The sequence below is a fragment of the Mesorhizobium cantuariense genome, from assembly GCF_042647205.1.
Taxonomy (GTDB): domain Bacteria; phylum Pseudomonadota; class Alphaproteobacteria; order Rhizobiales; family Rhizobiaceae; genus Mesorhizobium; species Mesorhizobium cantuariense.
On record NZ_JBHRVD010000001.1, the window covers coordinates 5,365,182 to 5,386,997 of the forward strand.

16 protein-coding genes are annotated in these 21,816 nt (G+C 63.4%); 5 read left to right on the forward strand and 11 right to left on the reverse strand.

All coding sequences use genetic code 11. From position 1 onward, the window contains the following. Positions 1–4: 4 nt before the first annotated feature. Entirely contained in the window at positions 5–3,364 is a 3,360-nt protein-coding gene (locus tag ACFOJ9_RS26145) for a transglutaminase family protein (protein WP_378982715.1), read from the reverse strand. A gap of 352 nt (positions 3,365–3,716) precedes the next feature. Next, the gene (locus ACFOJ9_RS26150; RefSeq protein ID WP_056582555.1) at positions 3,717–4,913 is read right to left on the reverse strand and encodes an acyl-CoA dehydrogenase; all 1,197 of its coding nucleotides are present in this window, start codon (positions 4,911–4,913) and stop codon (positions 3,717–3,719) included. A 152-nt stretch (positions 4,914–5,065) separates the two neighbouring features. Between ACFOJ9_RS26150 and ACFOJ9_RS26155 the strand changes: the two genes are divergently transcribed. After that, a complete protein-coding gene (locus ACFOJ9_RS26155) occupies positions 5,066–5,977 on the forward strand; it encodes a LysR family transcriptional regulator (protein WP_378982718.1) in 912 nt (303 codons plus the stop codon). Here ACFOJ9_RS26155 and ACFOJ9_RS26160 read toward each other — a convergent pair whose 3' ends face one another. The 8 genes from ACFOJ9_RS26160 to ACFOJ9_RS26195 all read right to left on the reverse strand — a co-directional run bounded on the left by ACFOJ9_RS26160 (position 5,978) and on the right by ACFOJ9_RS26195 (position 16,615). Further along, positions 5,978–8,302, reverse strand: a complete 2,325-nt coding sequence (locus tag ACFOJ9_RS26160; protein WP_378982721.1) for a Tex family protein — start codon at positions 8,300–8,302, stop codon at positions 5,978–5,980. Positions 8,303–8,429: 127 nt separating this feature from the next. Then, the gene (locus ACFOJ9_RS26165; RefSeq protein WP_378982723.1) at positions 8,430–9,611 is read right to left on the reverse strand and encodes a serine hydrolase domain-containing protein; all 1,182 of its coding nucleotides are present in this window, start codon (positions 9,609–9,611) and stop codon (positions 8,430–8,432) included. 34 nt (positions 9,612–9,645) lie between these two features. Further along, entirely contained in the window at positions 9,646–10,842 is a 1,197-nt protein-coding gene (locus ACFOJ9_RS26170) for a serine hydrolase domain-containing protein (RefSeq protein WP_378982725.1), read from the reverse strand. 68 nt (positions 10,843–10,910) lie between these two features. Continuing rightward, positions 10,911–11,945 carry an extracellular solute-binding protein gene (locus ACFOJ9_RS26175; protein WP_378982727.1) on the reverse strand — a complete coding sequence of 345 codons (1,035 nt, stop codon included), beginning with the start codon at positions 11,943–11,945 and terminating at the stop codon, positions 10,911–10,913. A gap of 22 nt (positions 11,946–11,967) precedes the next feature. Next, positions 11,968–12,768 (reverse strand): ABC transporter permease, encoded by an 801-nt coding sequence (locus ACFOJ9_RS26180; RefSeq protein ID WP_378982730.1) that lies wholly within the window; start codon positions 12,766–12,768, stop codon positions 11,968–11,970. After that, complete coding sequence (locus ACFOJ9_RS26185; protein WP_056582570.1) at positions 12,761–13,681, reverse strand: ABC transporter permease; 921 nt, start codon at positions 13,679–13,681, stop codon at positions 12,761–12,763. The genes ACFOJ9_RS26180 and ACFOJ9_RS26185 overlap by 8 nt, the downstream gene beginning before the upstream one ends. A 2-nt stretch (positions 13,682–13,683) precedes the next feature. Further along, a complete protein-coding gene (locus ACFOJ9_RS26190; RefSeq protein ID WP_378982733.1) occupies positions 13,684–14,778 on the reverse strand; it encodes an ABC transporter ATP-binding protein in 1,095 nt (364 codons plus the stop codon). Positions 14,779–14,935: 157 nt separating this feature from the next. Continuing rightward, positions 14,936–16,615 carry an amidohydrolase gene (locus tag ACFOJ9_RS26195; protein ID WP_378982736.1) on the reverse strand — a complete coding sequence of 560 codons (1,680 nt, stop codon included), beginning with the start codon at positions 16,613–16,615 and terminating at the stop codon, positions 14,936–14,938. A gap of 142 nt (positions 16,616–16,757) precedes the next feature. Here ACFOJ9_RS26195 and ACFOJ9_RS26200 point away from each other — a divergent pair, with 142 nt between their 5' ends. Together ACFOJ9_RS26200 and ACFOJ9_RS26205 are read left to right on the forward strand one after the other, a co-directional pair. Beyond that, complete coding sequence (locus ACFOJ9_RS26200; protein WP_378982738.1) at positions 16,758–17,525, forward strand: TetR/AcrR family transcriptional regulator; 768 nt, start codon at positions 16,758–16,760, stop codon at positions 17,523–17,525. 23 nt (positions 17,526–17,548) lie between these two features. Continuing rightward, entirely contained in the window at positions 17,549–18,580 is a 1,032-nt protein-coding gene (locus tag ACFOJ9_RS26205) for a histone deacetylase family protein (RefSeq protein WP_378982741.1), read from the forward strand. A gap of 39 nt (positions 18,581–18,619) precedes the next feature. Here the strand turns inward: ACFOJ9_RS26205 and ACFOJ9_RS26210 are convergent, their stop codons facing one another. Next, positions 18,620–19,813 (reverse strand): TMEM43 family protein, encoded by a 1,194-nt coding sequence (locus ACFOJ9_RS26210; RefSeq protein ID WP_378982744.1) that lies wholly within the window; start codon positions 19,811–19,813, stop codon positions 18,620–18,622. 517 nt (positions 19,814–20,330) lie between these two features. On the opposite strand from ACFOJ9_RS26210, the gene ACFOJ9_RS26215 reads away from it, so the two are divergent. Both ACFOJ9_RS26215 and ACFOJ9_RS26220 read left to right on the forward strand, forming a co-directional pair. Further along, entirely contained in the window at positions 20,331–21,041 is a 711-nt protein-coding gene (locus ACFOJ9_RS26215) for a helix-turn-helix transcriptional regulator (RefSeq protein WP_378982746.1), read from the forward strand. Beyond that, positions 21,038–21,808, forward strand: coding sequence for a helix-turn-helix transcriptional regulator (locus ACFOJ9_RS26220; protein ID WP_378982749.1), 771 nt, complete (start codon positions 21,038–21,040; stop codon positions 21,806–21,808). The genes ACFOJ9_RS26215 and ACFOJ9_RS26220 overlap by 4 nt, the downstream gene beginning before the upstream one ends. Positions 21,809–21,816 lie beyond the last annotated feature (8 nt).

Sequence of the window (21,816 nt, forward strand, 5' to 3'; positions counted from 1 at the left end):
TTGATCAGAGTCTTGCCGGCCGCCGAAGGTCAAGGGTCATCGGGAAATCTTCCGCCGGTTGTTCCTCGCGCAGCACATAGGCGGACGGCGTATGACCGCGCGGTTCGAAGCGGGCGAGCCGCCGGGCTTCCGCCTCGTTGCCATTGACCGGAAAGGTGTCGTAATTGCGCCCGCCGGGATGGGCGACATGGTAGACGCAGCCGCCGACCGCCCTGCCCGACCAGCGGTCATAGATATCGAACACCAGCGGCGTATTGACCGGCAGCGCCGGATGCAGGCCCGATGCCGGCTGCCAGGCCTTGAAGCGCACGCCCGCCACCGCGACCTCTCTGTTGTCCGTCACCTTCATCGGCACGATACGGCCGTTGCAGACGATCGCGTGGCGCTCCGGGTTCAGCCCTTCGGTCTTGACCTGCAGCCGTTCGACGGAGGAATCGACGAAACGCACGGTGCCGCCGATCGCGCCTTGCTCGCCCATGACATGCCAGGGTTCAAGCGCCTGCCGCAGTTCCAGCTTGATGCCGGCGTGCTGGACCTCGCCGCAGAACGGGAAGCGGAATTCGAGCTGGGCGTCGAACCATTCGGGTCTGAATTCGAAGCCGTTGAGCTTAAGGTCGTCGAGTACGTCGAGGAAATCGGCCCAGACATAATGCGGCAGCATGAAGCGGTCATGCAGCGACGTGCCCCAGCGCACGAAGCGGCCGTCGAGCGGGCTCTTCCAGGCACGCGCAATAATCGCCCTAACAAGCAATTGCTGCGCCAGCGACATGCGCGCATTGGGCGGCATCTCGAAGCCGCGGAATTCGACCAGCCCCAGCCGGCCGGTCGGTCCGTCCGGCGAGAACAGCTTGTCGATGCAGATTTCCGAGCGATGCGTATTCCCCGTGACGTCGGTTAACAAATTGCGGAACAGCCGGTCGACCAGCCAAGGCAAGGGTGCCGCGCCCTGGTCCGGATGCAGCACCTGCGCCATCGCGATCTCGAGCTCATAAAGCGAGTCGTGACGTGCCTCGTCGAAGCGCGGCGCCTGGCTGGTCGGGCCGATGAACAGGCCCGAGAACAGGTAGGACAGCGAGGGGCGCCGCTGCCATTGCAGCACCAGGCTCTTCAACAGGTCCGGCCGGCGCAGGAACGGGCTGTCATTGGGCGTCGCACCGCCGACCACGACATGGTTGCCACCGCCGGTGCCGGTGTGGCGGCCGTCGATCATGAACTTGTCGGCGCCAAGCCGCGTCTGCCGCGCCTCCTCGTAGATCGCCGTCGTCGTCGCCACGCAATCCTGCCAGTTGGCAGCCGGATGGATGTTGACCTCGATGACGCCGGGGTCGGGCGCCACGCGGATGACGTTGAGGCGCGGATCGTGCGGCGGGCCATAGCCCTCGATATGCACGGGAAGGCCGATCGCCTTTGCCGCGTTCTCGGCCGCCGCGACCAGTTCGAGATAGTCCTCCAGCGCCTCGACCGGCGGCATGAATACACAGAGCCGCCCGTCGCGCGGCTCGACAGAGAGTGCGGTGCGCACCGCGCCGCCGATCTCGGTGATCTCCTGTTCGACACGATCCTGCTGGCCGGTCGCCGCGGTGAAGGACGCCGCCTGCTGGCGGCGCGCCATCTCGTCGGCGCCTTCGAGTTCGGCCGGAGCCGCCGAGGGCAGGATGGCCTCACGCGCGGGCAGCGCACCACGCGGCAGCGACGGATCGACCGGCACGATGTAGGGGAATTGCTCCGGCGGCACATAGGGCAACGTGCCGAGTGGCAAGCGGTAGCCGACGGGTGAATCGCCGGGTACCAGGAACAGCCGGCCACGCCGCGTCTTCCATTTTTCCGAGCGCCAGCGCGGCCCCGATGCCTGGCTGTTCCAGCGCTGGACAGGAAGCACATAGCCGGACGGCTTTGTCAGCCCGCGTTCGAACACCTTCGCCATGCGGCTGCGTTCTTCCGGATCCTCCAGCTTGGAGTTGGACGGATCGACATTTTCGGGCAGCTTGCCTTCCTTGAGCAGCCATTCGGCCGGATCCTCATAGGCTTCGCTGACCATGGCCTTGTCGATGCCGAGTTCGCCGGCAATGGCGGTGAGCAGGCTTTCGGCCTGTTTCGGCCCGATATCGGCTTCGCTCTTTTCGCGCGCAATCAACGACGGGTCGCTCCACACCGGCTGGCCATCGGCGCGCCAGTAAAGCGAGAAGGTCCAGCGCGGCAGGCTTTCGCCTGGATACCATTTGCCCTGGCCGTAGTGGAGAAAGCCGCCCGGCGCAAAGCGCTCACGCAGTTTTCGGATCAGTTCATCGGCCTTTTCGCGCTTGGTCGGCCCGACGGCAGCGGTGTTCCACTCGGCCGACTCGAAATCGTCGATGGATACGAAGGTCGGCTCGCCGCCCATGGTCAGCCGCACATCGCCGGCCGCAAGTGCTGCATCCACCTTGTTGCCGAGCGCGTCGAGCGCCTGCCAGCTTTCATCCGAGAATGGCTTGGTGATGCGCGGATGTTCGGCGATGCGGTCGACCCGCATCTCGAAGCCGAACTCGACATTGGCGAAGCTCGCCATGCCGGAAATGGGTGCGGCGTTGCGGAAATGCGGCGTGGCCGCCAGCGGCACATGGCTTTCGCCGGTGAGCAGGCCGGAGGTCGGGTCGAAGCCGATCCAGCCGGCGCCGGGAAGATAGACTTCGCACCAGGCGTGCAGATCGGTGAAGTCCACGGCGGTGCCGGGTGGTCCATCGAGCGCGACGAGGTCGGGCTTGAGCTGGATCAGGTAGCCGGAAACGAAACGCGCGGCGATGCCGAGATTGCGCAGGATCTGCACCAGCAGCCAGCTCGAATCCCGGCACGATCCTTTTTTCGCGGCCAAGGTCTCTTCCGGCGAGAACACACCGGTTTCCATGCGCACGATGTAGGCGATCTCGCGCTGCAGCCGGGCGTTGAGATCGACCAGGAAATTGACGGTGTTCTTCGCGCTGCGGTCGATCGTCCCGAGGAAAGCCGACAGCAGCGGCCCGGCCGGCTCGGGCGTCCGGTAGATCGTCAGATCGTCGCGTATCTCTTCCGGGTACTCGAACGGAAACGTCTCGGCCGATGGCTCGACGAAGAAATCGAACGGATTGTAGACCGTCATGTCGGCGACGAGGTCGACCTCGATCCTCAGCTCGGTCACCGGTTCGGGAAAGACGAAACGGGCAAGGAAATTGCCGTAGGGATCCTGCTGCAGATTGACGAAATGGTTCGCCGGCTCGACCTTGAGCGAATGGCTCAGCACCTTGGTGCGGGAATGCGGTGCCGGCTGCAGCCTGATGATCTGGGGGCCGAGCACCACCGGCCGGTCGTATTTATAGTGGGTCAGATGGTAGACGGCTGCCAGAATTGCCATGGGGCCCCGGAATTCAGCGTTTCAGAACGAACGCTAGACCCTGACACAGATAGTAGCCGATCTCCAAGCGGATGTTGCGGTGCACCCAATCGAACGCCTTGTTTCTCCCCGAGCAGGTCGACCCCCACTCCGTCTCGGCTTCGCCGAGCCACCTCTCTCCCCCGGTCGACGGGGTAGAGGAAGGGCGCGAACCTATTCCGGCTGGCTCCCTTCCTCTCCCTCCGGAGGGGGGAGAGGTGGCTCGGCGAAGCCGAGACGGAGTGGGGGAAGGCGGTCCTCAATCGCGCGGCCTTTGGTAACGCGATCAGCAATCCATTCAGGCGCGCACATTGCCTGCATGGCGCTGCCTGGCTCAGAAGAATGCCTGTATCCCCGTCTGCGCCCTTCCCAGGATCAGCGCGTGCACGTCATGCGTGCCCTCATAGGTGTTGACGGTCTCCAGGTTCTGCGCGTGGCGCATGACGTGGTAGCCGATCTGGATGCCGTTGCCGCCATGCATGTCGCGGGCCTGGCGGGCGATGTCGAGCGCCTTGCCGCAATTGTTGCGCTTGACGATCGAGATCATTTCCGGCGCCATCTTGCCTTCATCCAGCAGCCGCCCGACACGCAGGCTAGCCTGCAATCCCAGCGCGATCTCGGTCTGCATGTCGGCGAGCTTCTTCTGGTAAAGCTGCGTGCCGGCCAACGGCTTGCCGAACTGCTTGCGGTCAAGGCCATACTGGCGGGCGCGATGCCAGCAATCTTCCGCTGCACCCATCGAGCCCCAGGAAATGCCGAAGCGGGCCCGGTTGAGGCAGCCGAACGGGCCTTTCAGCCCGGAAACATTGGGCAGCAGCGCATCCTCGCCGACCTCGACGCCTTCCATCACCACTTCGCCGGTTATCGACGCGCGCAGCGACAGCTTGCCGCCGATCTTCGGCGCCGAAAGCCCTTTCATGCCCTTTTCAAGCACGAAGCCGCGGATTTCGTCCTTGCCGTTCTCGCCCTTCAACTTCGCCCAGACGACGAACACGTCGGCGACCGGCGAATTGGAAATCCACATCTTCGAGCCGGAGAGCCGGTAGCCGTTGGCGGTCTTCTCGGCGCGCGTCTTCATGCCGCCCGGATCGGAGCCGGCATCCGGCTCGGTCAGGCCGAAGCAGCCGATCCACTCACCGCTGGCAAGCTTGGGCAGGTACTTCTTGCGCTGTTCGTCCGAGCCATAGGCGTAGATCGGATACATCACCAGCGACGACTGCACTGACATCATCGAGCGATAGCCCGAGTCGACACGCTCGACTTCCCGCGCGACCAGCCCGTAGGTCACATAGTTGGCGCCGAGCCCGCCGAACTCCTCGGGGATGTTGATGCCGAGCAGGCCGGCCTCGCCCATTTCGCGGAAGATCGCGGTGTCGAAGGTCTCGTTGAGATAGGCGTCCTCGATCCGAGGCGCCAGCTTGTCGGCGGCAAAGGCCGCGGCACCGTCGCGCACCATGCGCTCGTCTTCCGAAAGCTGGTCCTCGATCAGGAACGGGTCTTCCCAGACGAATGCATTCTTGTCGGCGGCCATGGCGTTCTCCCAACCAGTGCATGTCGCCCAAAAATGTTCAGCGGTTTTGGGACGACATGCATGAAGCAAAATCTTGGCCCGGCTTATCGGCCCGCGCCTCGAAAAAATCAAACGAAATTGCTTCACCGATCAATGAGCGTTAGTAATGGATCATGAGCGTCCAACGTCGCCTTTTGCCCAACATCAGCGCCCTTGTCGCCTTCGAGGCGGTGGCCCGCCTTGGCAGTTTCACCGCCGCCGCCCAGGAATTGGATCTGACCCAGGGCGCGGTCAGTCGGCAGATCAGGTTGCTGGAAGATCAGTTCGGCCGCCGGCTGTTCGAACGCGACAGCCGCAATGTCAGGCTGTCGACATCGGGCGAAATCTACGCTGAGGCAGTGCGTTCAGCGCTTGGCCAGTTGCGCGACGCAGCCCTGGGATTGATGAGCAATCGGCATGGTGGCATCCTGAACCTTGCCATTTTGCCGACCTTCGGCACGCGCTGGCTGATGCCGATGATGCCCGATTTCGTCGAAAACAACCCTGACATCACCATCAACTTCGTCACCCGCGTCGGCCGCTTCGACTTCGCCAGGGAAAGGCTGGATGCCGCCATCCACTACGGCTTGCCGGACTGGCCGGAAGCCGACTCGACGCTGCTGGTGCGCGAAACGGTGGCGCCGATCGTGTCGCCCGAATTCCTCGCCGGCCGCGCCATCGCCACACCGGCCGATATTGGCCGCCTGCCGCTGCTGCATATGGCGACGCGCCCTGGCGCCTGGACCGAATGGTTCGAGCATCAGGGCCTGAGCGCGCCGACCGGACCGGGCATGCAGTTCGAGCAGTTCGGCACCGCTGCCCAGGCCTGCATGGCGGGGCTTGGTGTGGCGCTGTTGCCATTGATCCTCATCGCGGGCGAATTGCAGCGTGGCCAGTTGGTGCCGGCGCCCGGCCAGCCCATGCAAAGCCGCAGCGCCTACTATCTCGTCGTCCCGCACGACAAGCGCGGCCATCCACCGGTCGCCAGCTTTCGCGACTGGCTGCTGGGCCAGGTTGAGAAGGAGCCGACTGTTCTGGCTTGGTAGCTACTTCCGCTTCAGCGCATCCGCCAAGGCAGCACCGAACGCGCCTTGCTGCGCCGGCCGTTCCGGTTGACGCTGTTGTGGTGCCGGCGAACGCGGGGCCGGCCTGCCGCCACCATTGTCGCGCGGCCCGCTGCGCGGTGCACCGCCTTCGCCGCCGTCCTTGCGCATGGAAAGCGCTATGCGCTTGCGCTTGATGTCCACATCGACGACGCGCACCTTGACCACATCGCCGGCCTTCACGATCTCATGCGCGTCCTTGATGAAACGGTCGGCCAGTTGCGAGACATGCACCAGCCCGTCCTGATGCACACCGATATCGACAAAGGCGCCGAAGGCGGCGACATTGGTGACGGTGCCTTCGAGCAGCATGCCGGGCTTCAGATCCTTGATGTCGTCGATGCCGTCGGCGAAGGTCGCCGTCTTGAAGCCGGGGCGCGGGTCGCGGCCGGGCTTTTCCAGCTCCGCCAGGATGTCGCGCACCGTCGGCAAGCCGAAACGCTCATCGACGAAGACGCGGGGATCGAGTGCCTTCAGCGCGGCACTGTCGCCCATCAGCGAGCGGACATCGCGCCCGCAGGCGGCGACGATCTTCTTCGCCACGCCATAGGCTTCGGGATGCACCGACGAGGCATCGAGCGGCTCGCTGCCATTGGCAATGCGCAGGAAGCCGGCGCTTTGCTCGAACGCTCGCGGCCCGAGCCGCGCCACCTTGAGCAAATCCTTCCGGCTGGCGAAGGGACCGGTCGCATCGCGATGCGCGACGATCGCGTCGGCCAGCGACGCGCCGAGACCCGAAACCCGGGCCAGCAACGGCGCCGAAGCGGTGTTGAGATCGACGCCGACGGCGTTGACCGCGTCTTCCACCACCGCTTCCAGCGAACGGCCGAGCCGGTACTGGTCGACATCATGCTGGTACTGGCCGACGCCGATCGATTTGGGCTCGATCTTGACCAGTTCAGCCAGCGGATCCTGCAGGCGCCGCGCGATCGAGACAGCGCCACGCAACGACACGTCGAGGCCGGGAAATTCCGCCGCCGCCGTCGCCGACGCCGAATAGACCGAGGCGCCCGCCTCGCTGACGATCACCTTGAGCGGCTTCGGGCCGCCATCCGCCGGCATGTCGGACAGCATGTCCGCCACCAGCTTTTCCGTCTCGCGGCTGCCGGTGCCGTTGCCGATCGAGATCAGTTCGACCTTGTGCAGGCGAATGAGTTTGGCCAGTTCCGCCTGCGTGCCGCGCACATCGTTCCTGGGCGGAAACGGATAGACCGTCGTCGTCGTCAGCACCTTGCCGGTACCGTCGACCACCGCCACCTTGACGCCGGTGCGGATGCCCGGATCGAGCCCCATCGTGGCGCGCGAACCGGCGGGAGCCGCCAGCAGCAAATCCTTCAAATTGCGGGCGAAGACGTGGATCGCCTCTTCCTCGGCCCGCTCGCGCATGTCCCGCATCAGGTCGAGCGTCAGGTGCAGCGACAGTTTTATCCGCCAGGTCCAGCCGGCGACCTCCATCAGCCAGCGATCACCCGGCAGGCTGCCGCCGATGGCATAGGCATTGGCGATCATCCGTTCGACCGGCTTCACCGGAGACGTGTCGTCGGCATCGACCTCGATGTCGAGCGACAGCACCTCCTCGTTGCGGCCGCGCAGCATGGCCAGCGCCCGGTGGCTCGGCACATTCGCCCAGCGCTCGACATGGTCGAAATAATCGGAGAATTTCGCGCCGGCCTCCTGCTTGCCGTCGACCACCCTGGCCCGCATGAAGGCGCGTTCCTTCATGTAGGTGCGCAATTTGCCGACCAGATCGGCATTCTCAGCGAATTGTTCCGACAGGATGTCGCGCGCGCCATCGAGCGCCGCCTTGGCATCAGCCACGTCTTCGGTCAGATAGGCCAGCGCCAGCTCGGCAGGCACCAGTGCACGGTTTGCTAGGATGGCTTCAGCCAATGGCCCCAGCCCGCGCTCCCTGGCGATCTCGGCCTTGGTCCGGCGCTTCGGCTTGTAGGGCAGATAGATGTCTTCCAGCTCAGCCTTGGTGGCGGCGACGATCTTGCCCTCGAGCTCCCCGGTCAGCTTGCCCTGGTCGCGGATGGAACCGAGGATGGTGTCGCGGCGCGCGTCGAGTTCGCGCAGATAGGAAAGCCGTTCGGCAAGGTCGCGCAATTGTGTGTCGTCAAGCCCGCCGGTCACCTCCTTGCGATAGCGCGCCACGAATGGCACCGTAGCGCCTTCATCCAGCAGTTCGATCGCCGCGGCCGCCTGTTCGGGTCGGGCAGCGATCTCGGCCGCGATGATGGCTGCAATGCGCTTGATGTCGAATGCCATGTCGTTCCTGCTCTTATCGAAAGAGCGGCGACCATAGGCGCAGACGTCCGGTCCGCCAACCGCCGCGTTTCCATGAGCCCGGCGGGTCCACAGGAAAGCGCGCGCTAATGTGGCGGCCAGGCGAGGATCAGACCATCCGGCTCAGCGTCTCGAAGAAGGCGACGATTTCGACATCGAGCGGATCGTCGACCGGCGCCGGTTGTGACGACATCTTGGCGATCACCACTTCAGCCTTTGGGTCGACATAGAGCCACTGGCCATGGATGCCGATGCCGCAATAAGCGCCGTTCGGCAAACCCGTCTGGTACCATTTGTTGCGGTAACGGCCCTTGGGAAACAGCGGCTGCATCGCGCCGCGCTGCCAGGCGTCCGAACTGCCGCCGCTGACAGTCGTATCGTGCACCCAGGCTTCGGGCACGACGCGGCGGCCATTGGCCATCCCACCTTGCCGCATCATCTCGCCGACGCGCGCCAGGTCGCGCGGCGTCACCGAAATGCCGCCGGCGGTGCGCGCCGTGCCTTCCATGTCGACACCGATCGAGGCCTCACCGACGGCGCCGAGCGGCAGCCACAATTTCTCGTGCATCAGGTCGGCAAAACGCTGGCCGGAAGCGCGCTCGAGCAGCAGGCCGAGCAGGTCGGAATTGGGCGAGCGATAGCGGAAGGTCTGGCCATGCGGCTCGGCAAGGCGCTGCAGGGTCAGGAGGAATTCGCGCAGGCTCTCGGTGCCGCCGCCCGGATTCCACAGCGTGGCGCGGCGATAGCGGGCGAAAGCGCTCTCCGGATCGAGATAGGCCTCCTCGAAATCGAGGCTGACGCTCATGTCGAGCACATGCCGCACGCTGGCATCGCCATAGGCCGAGCCGGCGGCTTCAGGGATGTAGGTCGTCACCGGCGCTTCCGGGTCGAACAACCCCTCGCCTTCCAGTATGCCGGCAATGATGGCGGTCAGCGACTTGCTGATGGAAAAGATGATGTGGCGGGCGCCGAAATCCATATGCGGCGCGAACCAGTCGCCGATGAATTTGCCGCCTTTCATCACCGTCAGCGCGTCGGTGCTCGAACGTGCGAGAAATTCAGCCATCGTCTCCGATGTGCTGGCGACCGCGACCTTCTCGCCAAGCAGGCCGCCCATGTTCCGGACCGGCGTCTCGACACTAGCCGGTGCCGCCACCACGCGAGCGGTCGGCACCAGTTCGCCGAGATTCTGGAACGACCACTGGTTGAACGGGTTCTCGCGCCAGTTGGCGAGCACCACCTCGTTGCGGCGAAAGCCGTATCGGGTCTCGAACGCGGTCTTGCCGGTCATGGCGGTCCTTCCGGGTCGTTTCTTCTTGTGGGGCTCAGTTCAGCGCCATGGCGATGGCGTGCACGGCCTTCAGCGTCGCCATGGAATAGGCGACATTGCCGAAATCCGGATAGGTCGAAAGCTTCACCACGACCATCCCGCTGTTCCAGTCCATATGAATCATCTGCCCGAACACGCCCCGGCACATCAGCGCGCGCGAGCGCGGGTCCTCGATCCAGAACTGGTTGCGATAGCTGCCCTCCGGCAGGCTGGGACTGAAATCCGGCCCATGCCTGCCGTTGCGTGTGGCTTCGATCCAATCGGCCGGCACGACGCCGCCACCATTGTCGAGGATCAGCTGGCCAAAGCGGCCATAGTCGCGCAGCGTCGCGTTGAAGCCGCCGTCGGCCACCGCATAGCCGGCGCTGTCGACCGTGAAGCAGGCGCTTTCATCAGTACCGAGCTTTTGCCAGAGTTCTTCCGAAACCAGCTGCGGCAGCCGTTTGCCCGTCACCCGTTCCATGATGAAGGCAAGCACGTCGGTCTCGATCGAGCGGTATTCGAATTGAGCACCGTGCGGGCGGATCGTTTCCTTCAAGCCCAGGATCAGCTCGAACATGTGCGAGGGCCAGCGAAAGGTCGGATCGCTGTCCGGCGGCACCGGCTTCCAGCCGGTGGCGACATCGACCTGGCCAATGTCTGAATAGCGGTCGGTGTATTCCTCGGAGAAGCGGACGCCGCTGGTCATGTCCAGCACATGCTGCACACTGGCGCCGGCCCAACCGGTGACGCTGAGCTCCGGCAGATAGTCGGTCACCGGCTTGGCCGGGTCGATCAGGCCGCGCCCAACCAGTATGCCGAACACCGAACCGGTGACGGACTTCGCCATCGACTGCGACAGATGCAGCGTGCGCTCACCCATGCCGTTGAAATAGCGCTCATAGGCTATCCTGCCGTCTTTCAGCACCAGGAAGCCGTCCGTGTAGGTCTCGTCGAGCAGCCCGGCGAGCGTCGTCAGCTTGCCCTCGCTGTCCTCGACCGGCAGCCCGTCGAGATCGACCTCGGCGCGTTCGAGACGGTGGCGATGGCCATTGCCGCGCCAGACTTCGGCGGTCGGCAGAATTTCGCGGATGTGCTGGAACGCCCAGCGGTTCCATGGCGGCCGGTCCCAGTCGAGCTTCGGCGGCACCATGGCGGGCGGCGAGCCCTGCATGATCGGCGGCCGCGGATCGGAGTTGCGGTAGGAGTCCATGACGACCGAGCCTCTTGAAAGCAAAAACGGACCCGGCGGCGTGGGCCGCCGGGTCCGCTGAAACGCAATTATTTCTGCAGTTCGGTCCAGATCTTGGTGTAGATTTCCTGGATTTCCGGGGCGCACATCTGCTGCAATTCGGCATGCGGCTTGTCGGCTGCCGGTATGACGACTTCCGGCGCATCCTTCATGTCGGCCGGCATGTACTTGTCCGATCCGGTGATGGCGTTGGCATAGCGATGGAAGGCCGAGAGACCTGCCGCATTCTCCGGGTCCATGATGAAGTTCTGGAAAAGCTTGGCGTTCTCGACGTTCTTGGCTTCCTTCAGAACGACGACGTTGTCGCTCCACAGGCCAAAGCCTTCTTTCGGATAGTTGTAGTGGATGGCCGGGTTGGCCAGCCGCTGGCGCAGCGCCGAGCCGTTCCAGTCGCTGGTCGCCTTGAAGTCGCCGGCGCCCATCTTCTCGATGGTGTTGTATTCCATCGCGATCCAGTTCGGCTTGGCCGCGACAAGCGTGTCACGCACCTTCTTCAGCACTTCCTTGTCGGTGGTGCACTGCTGGCCGCCGACATATTTGATCGCGGCGAAGATGACGTCGTTCATTTCGGGAACGACATTGACCTTGCCCTTCAGTTCGTCGGGGGTGTTGAAAATGATGCCCCAGCTGTCGGCCGGTCCCTTGTAGGCGTCGGTGTTGACGACAACGCCGACAGTGCCCAGCGCCCACGGCACCGAATATTTGCGGCCCGGGTCGAAATCGGGATTGGCCCATTCCGGCGCCACATTTTTGAAGTTTTCCATCTTGCTCGGATCAGTCTCTTGAACGAGGCCTTCCTTGATCCAGATCGGCACGTAGGTCTGCGAAGGCACCGCAATGTCGAAGCCGGTGCCGCCCTGGCGAACCTTGGCCAGTGCGGTGTCGTTGGAATCGTAGTCGGTGATGGTCACCTTGACGTTGTATTTGGCCTCGAACTTCTTGATCACGTCGGGGCTGGTGTAGTTGCCCCAATTGTAGATGTTGAGCACGCCGTCGGCGCGCGCCAGGCTCGTCGAGGCGAGCAACGCCAACCCCATGGCGGTTGCTGTTGTCTTCCAGTTCATGGTTTTAACTCCCATTTTCGGTTCAGTCTCGTTTCCTGCTGACGAAGAAAAACAACGTGACGATCGCGACCGAAAGCAGCAGGAAGGCGGTCGATATCGCGTTGATCTCGGGTGTGATGCCGCGGCGGATCTGGCCGAGCATATAGGTGGGCAGCGTGTCCTGGCCGCCCGATTTGACGAACTCGGTGATGACGACATCGTCGAGCGAGATGACGAAGGCCAGCATCAGCCCGGCCAGGATGCCGGGCCACAGAAGCGGCAGCGTGATGCGGCGGAAGGTCTTCCACGGCGTCGCGTAGAGGTCAGCGGCGGCACGCTCCAGCGTCAGGTCCATATTTTCAAGCCGGGCCCGGATCGGCAGGTAGGCGAAGGGAATGCAGAACGCGGTATGCGCGGCGACCAGATAGCCGATGCCAGAATAGCCGGTGAAGATCTTGATGCGCGAGAAGAAGATCAGCAGCGCCACGCCAGTGACGATCTCGGGCACCATCAGTGGTTGGTTGATTGCCGCATATTTGAAGGTGAGGCCGGGATAGGGTGCGGTGCGCGTGGTGGCGAGCGCCGCCATGGTGGCGAAGATGGTGGAAAGCACTGCCGCGACGGAACCAATCTGGAAGGAACGCAGTGTGGCATCGATGACCTGCGTGTTCTGCCATGCCGACTGGAACCATTTCAGCGAAAAGCCGCCCCATTCGGAGGTCGAGCTCGCCGCGTTGAAGGCATAGACGACCAGCACGATGATCGGCAGATAGAGCACGATAAAGCAGGTCGCGGCGATCGCGTTGAATCCTGGCTGATGCTTGATGGAAAAGTTTTTAGCCATGACGCACTCCCGACTTGCCGGCATTGCGCACATAGGCAAGCAGCGCCACCATGACGATGATCATCACCGCAATCGACAGCGCCGAGCCGAGCGGCCAGTTGCGGCCCTGTCCGAACTGCAATTCGATCAGGTTGGACAGCATCATGTTCTTGCCGCCGCCAAGCACGCTCGGCGTTACATAGGCGCCAAGCGCTGGGATGAAGACCAGGATGGAGCCGGCGATGACGCCCGGCTTGACCAGCGGGAAGATGATCCGCCGCAGCACCTGGAAGCGCGTCGCGTAAAGGTCGTAGCCCGCCTCGACCAGCCTGAAATCGAGCTTCTCCATGCTGGCATAGATCGGCAGCACCATCAGCGGCAGGTAGACATAGGCCATGCCGATCAGGATCGCCGTGTCGGTGTAGAGGATCTGGATCGGCGCCGAGATGATGCCGAGCTTGAGCAGGATCGTGTTGATGATGCCTTCGTTGCGGATGATCTGCAGCACCGCGAAGGTGCGGATCAGCAGGTTGGTCCAGAACGGAATGGTGATCAGGAACAGCCAGAGATCGCGGGTCTTTTCACTGCGCGTCGCCATGAAATAGGCGGTCGGGAAGCCAAGCGCCAAAGTGGCGATGGTCGTCACCACCGAAAGCTTGATCGAGCGCAGGAAGATGGTGACGTGGGCGGCGGCGATCGAAAGCGTATCGTCAAAGATATCGCGTTCCAGAAACACCGCTATCCATGCTTCCGGCGAGAACTGCCACTTCACGTCGCCATAGGAACCTGGCGTCAGGAACGAGTAGACCAGCACGATCAGCAGGGGACCGGTCGCGGCGAGGAAAATGACAAGCAGCGCTGGCGCTGACAGAAGCCAGCGGTCACGCACATCGCGCCGTTCCGCTGCCTTGGCGACTTCTTCCGCGGTCGCCATGATCAGTCCTTCAGCACTTGCGCGGCATCGTTGCCGATCAGGATACCGACCTTGTCGCCACGCTCGAAACCGCAGCCGGCGCTGCGTGTGTTCTGCTGGCGAACGGTGAAGTCCTCACCGCTGTCGAGCTGGACATGGATATGCGTATCGGTGCCGAAATAGACGACGTTCTCGACCGTGCCCGACAAGTCGCCCTTGCTCTTGGTCAGCTTGGCATGCTCGGGCCTCACCACCACGGTGGCGTTGTCCTTGGGCTGGAAGCCCTCGGCAACGGTCGCCTCGATGGTCGTGCCGGATTTGAGCGTCGCGCGCGCCTTGCCGTTGCCGATGCCTGATATGGCGGCGGTGAGGAAGTTGGTTTCGCCGATGAAGTCGGCGACGAAGCGTTCCGCCGGCTTGTCGTAGATATCCCAGGGCGAGCCGACCTGCAGGATCTTGCCCGACGACATCACCGCGACGCGGTCCGACATGGTCAGCGCTTCTTCCTGGTCGTGGGTGACGAAGATGAAGGTGATGCCGGTCTCGTGCTGGAGCCGCTTCAGCTCGATCTGCATCTCCTTGCGCAGCTTGTAGTCGAGCGCAGACAAGGGTTCGTCGAGCAGCAGCACTTTCGGCTGCGGTGCGAGCGCCCGGGCCAGCGCCACGCGCTGCTGCTGGCCACCGGAGATCTGGCTGGTGCGACGACCGGCGAGTGCCTCCATCTTGACCAGCTTCAGCATCTCGGCGACGCGCGCCTTGATCTCGGCCTTCGGCTTGCCCAGCATTTCCAGGCCAAAGCCGATATTGTCGGCGACCGTCATGTGCGGGAACAGCGCATAGGACTGGAAAACGGTGTTGACCGGCCGCTTGAAGGGCGGCAGCAGCGCGATGTCCTGGCCATAGAGCAGGATTTCACCGGCGGTTGGGAAGTCGAAGCCGGCGATCAGCCGCAGCAATGTCGTCTTGCCGCAGCCGGATGGCCCCAGCAGCGTGAAAAACTCATTCTCGCGGATGGATACCGAGACCGTGTCGAGGGCAGCGACCTGCCCCTCACCTGATCCGAAAATTTTGCTGACGTTTACTACTTCAATCGCATTCCGATCCGGTTTGTCCGGCACGATTACGCCTCACTGTTGACCCCGCTCTTGCTGGCGGAGCTCTTCCCCTGTTCGATGTGACCACATGGCCGGTAGGTTGGCAAGCCCGGCATTGAATCACAGTTCAGTTCGTTATTTTCGGCTAGCAAGCCTCACCCCAGCAAGCCGCATGCCATTGTCAGGCCTGGTAGGTGATCTTGCCGCCACAGATCGTCGTCACCGGCCGCACCTTGTGCAGATCGGCCGGCGCCGTTTTCTCGATATCGGCCGACAAAACGACCAGATCGGCCATGTAGCCGGGTTTCAATGTGCCCTTGCGGTGCTCGGCGAATTCGGCATAGGCGCCCTCGACCGTGTATGCGGCGAGCGCTTCATGCAGCGAGAAGCTCTGGTCCGGGTCGCTGTCTGCCCACGGTTTGCGCAACACTGCCGCCTGAATGCCCAGGATCGGATCGATCGGCGACACTGGCCAGTCCGAGGCGAAGACGACATGCGCGCCGGCATCCTTCAAGGTCCGCCAGGCATAGCTCAGCGGCCAGCGCGCCGGCCCGATGCGCGACACCGTCGGCTCCAGCGGAAAATCCATGGCTCCGGGCGGGTGCGGCGGCTGCATGGAGGCGATCACGCCGAGTTCGGCGAAACGCGGCACGTCGGCAGTGGTGGTGACCTCGATATGCTCGACCCGGTGACGGCTGTCGCGCCTGCCATTCGCCTTCTGCGCCGCCTCATAACCGTCGAGCACCGCGCGCACGGCGCCGTCGCCAATCGAGTGTACGGCGATCTGCAGCCCGCGCTTGTCGACCGCGACGGCCAGATCGATGAATTGTTGCGGCGTGAACAGAGGCTCGCCCACCCAATCGGGCCGGTCGGCATAGGGCTCGACCATGACAGCCGTCCAGGAATCGAGCACGCCGTCATAGAACACCTTGACCATGCCCGACGACAGCCATTCGCTGTTGTAGCGTTCGGCCATCGTTGATGCCTTGTCGAGCATGTCGAGCGTCATGAAATTCTTGTAGTGGAACGGGATCTGGACGCGGCAGGGCAAGCCTTCCTCGGCTTCGATCTCGGCCAGCAGCTCGAGCTGATAGAGGTTGCCGTCCATGTTCTGGATCGAGGTGATGCCATGGCGGGCGCACCAGGCGAGGCCGCGCCGCATGATGTCGCGGTCGGCGGCCCGCTCGGCCGCTGTCGGCATCGGGTCCGGCTCGCCGCCTGTCGCCAGTCCCAGCCGCACCCGGCTTTCGCCGGCAAGGTCAAGCACCGGGCCAAAGGCCTCGCCCTCGCGCAATTCACCCGCGGCCAGACCATCATCACCCATGACGATCTCATTGCCCGGACCAAACCTGCGACCCTGCAGGATGCCGGCCATTTCCAGCGCCTTGGTGTTGGCCCACATCGTGTGGTGATCGGGCGCCGCCATGCAGAACGGGCGATCGGGCAAAATGGCGTCGAGATGGTGGCGCGTCACCCGCTCGCTGCCAAGCACGGTGTAGTCGACGCCTTGCCCGACCAGCATCGGTGCATCCGGCCGCGTCGGCGCATAATCGCGGATTGCCTTTTGCAGTGCATCGAAGCCGTGAATACCCGTGAGCTGAAGGTGGGCAAGTTCAGCCCCGCCTGAAAACAGGTGCATGTGGGCTTCGATGAAGCCCGGTACGACAGAACCGCCCTTGGCGTCGATGACGTTGGTGGCCGGTCCCTTGAGCTCTTCGATGGCGGCGCGGCTGCCAAGGGCGATGATGGCGCCGTCCTTGACGGCAACGGCCTCGGCGGCGGGGTTGTCGTCGTCCATGGTCTGCACACGACCGTTGATGACGATCAGATCCGCATTGTGACCCGCACCTGTGACAGACATCGCGACTCCGCGCTTTTGACGACTGACTGGGACCGACAACCCCGTGTCCAACAACCTGCCACTCCGCTGGAGCGGCGCTATCGGACAGAAGTGATGCCAGCGCGCCGTCTTTGAAATTCCCCTTGTTATCCCAAGAGACAGCGTGGATAAGAATGCGACTGATTATTCGCGTTTGTCAACATGCGGAATTTGGAATGTATTGTGGACAGCACCCTGCGCCTGTGTTGGGACCGGGCGGGGACGAGGACGTCAAGCAGTGAAGCGCAGTCTCGACCGCAAAACCAGGATAGCGCTCGAACCCCGCAAGCAGCCGCGGCAACAACGGTCGAGCAAGGTGGTGGATCGGATTCTCGACGCGGCGCTGGTCTTGACGCGCGAGCAAGGAACCAAGACGCCGACGACGCTCGCCATTGCGCAGCGCGCAGGCTTGTCGGTCGGTTCGGTCTATCAATACTTCCCCAACAAGGAAGCCATTCTTCTGGACCTCGCCCGGCGCTGGCTGTCATCTTTTCCGGAGGTGATCGAAAAGCGCATCAAGGTCGCCCCGCCCACCAACCGCGAAGAGTTTCGGCAGGAAGTGCGCAAGCTCTTCATCGATACGTCCCGGCTCTACCTCGAAAACGCCAGCCTGATGCCGGTGATCGAGGCCATTTCAGGCAACGCCGATCTCAGGCCGATCCAGAACGAATATGACGACCAGATCATCGCCCTCTACGCCGCATGGCTGCAGCACGCGAACCCGGCTCTTGAAGACAAGATCGCCAGCCGGCTCGGCGTGCTGATGATGGAGGTCGGACACGTCTGCCGGCTTGTGGGGCTGAAAAAAGATCGCAGGACGTTCGACCTCATCGAGGACGATGTGGAAACCATGTGGCTCGCTCTGGTGAGCCCCTATCTCAATCTTGACTGATTTCGCACTTCGAGAGGAATTTTATGAAGACTGTCTATTCGCCGCTTCATGCTGGCCATGCCGGCCAGATGGAACTCGTCACCTCGGCCATCGTGCCGGGTTTCGAAAAGCCCTCACGGGCCGAATTCATCAAGGCGCGGGTCGAAAGCGAGAAACTGGGGCCGATCGTCCTGCCGCTCGAGCACGATCTCGCCGCCGCCAAGCGCATCCACAAATCAGACTACATCGACTTCCTGCCGACGGTCTGGCCGCAATGGGTAGAAGCCGGCTTCAAGGGCACGGCGATGCCCTTCACCTGGCCCACGCGCGGCCTGCGCGGCGACGTGCCGCCAAAGCGCGTCGACGCGCTGCTCGGCTATTATTCCTTCGATGCCGGCGCCACTTTCGTCGAAGGCACATGGGCCGCGATCAAGTCGTCCTATGACGTGGCGCTGACCGCCGCCGGCCTGGTCAAGGATGGCGAGGCTTCCGCCTTCGCACTCTGCCGTCCGCCCGGCCATCATGCCGGAGCCGGCTTCATGGGCGGTTACTGCTACATCAACAACGCCGCCGTCGCCGCGCAATGGTTCCGCGACCAGGGCGCCAAACGCATCTCGATCCTCGATGTCGACTATCACCACGGCAACGGCACGCAGGAGATCTTCTATGATCGCGCCGACGTACAGGTTCTCAACCTGCACGGCGACCCGATGGTCGAGTACCCGTTCTTCCTCGGCCATGCCGACGAACGCGGCGCCGGTGCCGGCGAAGGCTTCAACATCAATTATCCGATGCCCTTCGGCACCGATTGGGACGCCTGGAACGCCTCGCTGGAGGATGCCTGTGCCAAGCTCGCCGCTTACGCACCGGATATCGTCATCGTCTCGCTCGGCGTCGACACCTTCGAGAAAGACCCGATCAGCCAGTTCAAGCTGAAAACATCTGATTATCCCAAGATCGGTCGCCGCATCGCCAAGCTCGGCCTGCCGACGCTGTTCGTGATGGAAGGCGGCTATGCCGTCGAGGAGATCGGCGTCAACGCCGTCGGCGTGCTGACTGGCTTCGAAGATCGGTAACAACCAGGACCGGGCGGCAGTGCCGCCCGGCTCTCGCGATCAGGTGGCTACACCAACGTTGGGCGCGACAACTGGTTCGGCCGGTTTGCGCGAGCGGCCGAGGTAGTAGACCGCCGCTGCCGCGATGACGCCGGCTGCGAGGATGCCCACCGCCAGAACCGGCCGATACCAGAACCAGGCAATCGCGATCGTCGTCGTGCCGACCAGGATCGCCAGGAAGAAGGCGATGATGCCGGTTCCCATCCGCGCCATGCTGCCGAGGAAGGGGATCACGTCGAGGATCACGCCGATCGGGCTAAGGAACAGGGCAAAGCCGATGGTCAGCAACAGCAGGCCAGCGGCGCGCAGCAGCCAGGTGATCAGCGTGTTTGCGCTGACCGCCTCCGCGAACATCTTGTCGGCCGGGACAGTGCCGGTGTCGACCATCAGCAATGCATCGCCCGCCTCGGTCTGGTACGGCTCGAACCGGCTGCCGGCCTGCCGCGCGACGATGCTGACCACGCCGAGCGGCGCCAGCTCATAGCCGATGCGGTAGTCGCCCAACGCCGGCGTTGTCGTGTCGGCACCGAGATAGATCTTGCCGTCGACGATGCCGAGCGGCTTCGTCCCGGTATAGGCGGCCTTAATCGCGGCCGACTGGTTGGCCGACAGCGAATAGTCCTTGTCGCCCTCGATGCGATCAAGCACCGGCGTGTCGAGATCGAAGGCGACGAGTTTGCCTTGTGGGATCTGGAAGGTCTTGCTGTGGATTTCCATCGGCGGATTCTGGTGGCCGTCCGGCTTCTTGAAATCCGACGAGTCGATCTGGCTGTCGTCCCACACCTTCGAATAGCTGTAGGTGGTCACCGTCTCCTCGCCGCCGCCAAGCTTCTTGGTGGTTTCGGATTTGGATTCCTCTTTCCACTGATACATCTCGGCGGTGCGCGACAGGCGGAGCCCTTGCGCCGCAATGCCGAAATCCGGATCGGCGAGACCGCTCTCGGCCGTCACCGGTCCGCTGACATGCACCAGCTTTCCGTCATTGGCGGCATCGACGCTGTCGGCGCTGGCCGAAACGACGGCGCCGGCCCCTTCGGCCAGCGAACGCGCCGTCTGCACCGCGCGGCCCTCGTTCCAGAACAGCCCGATCACCATCAGCACCACCAGAAGCAGGCCGAAGATGACCCCGCCAACCGCCTGCTTGATCCGCCCGAACCACGAGACGGATGTAACTTCCCGAAATGAATCGCTCATTGTTTCCCCCGAAACCAAATTGCCACCCCACTGCGTGCCGCCGCGAGATGATTGCGACGGTCCTGCCGCCCGCAGGCATGGCTGTAAGAGGCGCCCGTCTCTTCAACGCTCCCGAACCTAGCGGAATCGACTAGCCGCCGATATGGCCGGTTTGCAATCAGTGAAGACTTTTCGCGTCTCTGTCTTCTGTCTAAGGCGCGAAAATCGACCTCTGAGTCGCACCTGAGTCCACCAGATTCGATTTTGTCAAATCGCGTTTGATGTCGGATTCAACTGCGGGTAGATTAGACCCGAATCAGCCGGTCCTTGGGGGGCGCGGCGACCACCCAAAGTCTCTTGTTCCGGACTTTTCCGGCACCAGACGCGGACGGCTTCGCGTTCCCTGAATCGATTCGGGATTTGGTTTGGCGCAGCCCTGCGCCACGCGTGTGTCTTCGTCAAAGTAATGCGTATTCGGGTTCGGCGGCTGGCTTCCAGCATCCGGACAGCAGAAACGATTCCGGCCAAAAGCAAAAGAATGAGCAGTCCCGCCGCGCTACTTCAATCCGACACATTGGGCTCGCGCCTGACGTCGCGCGGTGATCTGACCAGCTTTTTCATGCAACTGACCGCCGAGATCGGCGCCGACAGCTACATGCTGGTCGCCATCGTCCACGACCAGGACCGCAACGATGCACGCATCGTTTCGTCCAACTGGATTTTCGATGCCATCGAGCTGATCGGCAAGCGGCTGATCGCCGGGCTTGCGCAAGGTGCGCTCACCGTTGCACCAGGCATCCGCCCAAGACCGCTGGTGGCATCCCAGGCACCCGAGGCGGACGGATTGATCACCGGCGAGGAGGCGCGCCTTCTCGATGTGCTCGGCCATGCCGAGGTCTATTCGCTCAGGCTGAATGTCGGCCGCCAGCGCCTGTTCGCCCTGTTCTCTGCCGCGACCGCCGGCAGCATCGACCAGCCGGCGCTGATGCGGGCGCAGCTGAAATGCTGCTACGCGCTCTCGCATATCCCGCAACTAATCGCCGCCGCCGCGATGCAGGATCCGCTGTCGGATCGCGAGCGCGAATGCCTATTCTGGGTCTCTGAAGGCAAGACCACCGACGAGGTCGCCGTCATCCTTGGCGTCTCCTCCAACACCGTCAACAGCTACATCACCCACGCCATCCAGAAATTCGCGGCCAGCAACCGCGCGATGGCCATCGCCACGGCGATCAGGAGCGGCATCATTTGAAACGCGCCGATATCAAGGAGGCTGCCGAAGCCCTTTTCAACGAGCAGCGCAACCCGTTCGGCGCCTTCTCGCTCGGCTCCGAAACCCATCATGCCGTCAGCATTCCCGATGCCGTGCGCCGCTGCCGCTGGATCGCCGTCGACATCAACGCCTCGGCCTTCGGCCTGTTCTTCGTCAGCCCGTCACCCGAACGAGCACGGCTCTTCCCTTGCCTTGATTCCGACTATCCTGGCATTGCCGTGGCGACCAAATTCATTTCAGGCGCCAATGGCGAGGAGATCGTACGCCACACCCGCAACTCGACGGAGCCGCGCTGGTGGACGGACGACGGCGTCGCCGCCATGGCGGAGACGTTCGGCAATCTCGCCTGGACCGAGCAGATGGCGCCGCTGGCGCCCGGCACCAGCGGCATCGCCTTCCCCGTCCACGCCGACCGCGGGCAATGCGGCCTCGTCGTTTTCCTAGGCTCGGAGATGGCCTTGCCGCAGGACGCGCTCTACGAAATCCACGCCCGCTGCTTTTCGCTGTTCGCCGCCGTCGCCCGCATCCGTCCGGGCGATGCCGGCCGTACGCGCGCGATTTCCAAGCGCGAACTCGAATGCCTGAAGCTGACCGCCAACGGCAACACCAGCGAGGAGATCGCGCGGCTCCTGAAGCTGTCGGTGCACACCGCCAACCAGTATCTGACCCAGTCGACCCAGAAGCTCAACGCCGTCAACCGCAACCAGGCCGTGGCCAAGGCGCTGCGGCTGGGCCTGATCGAATAGGATAATTC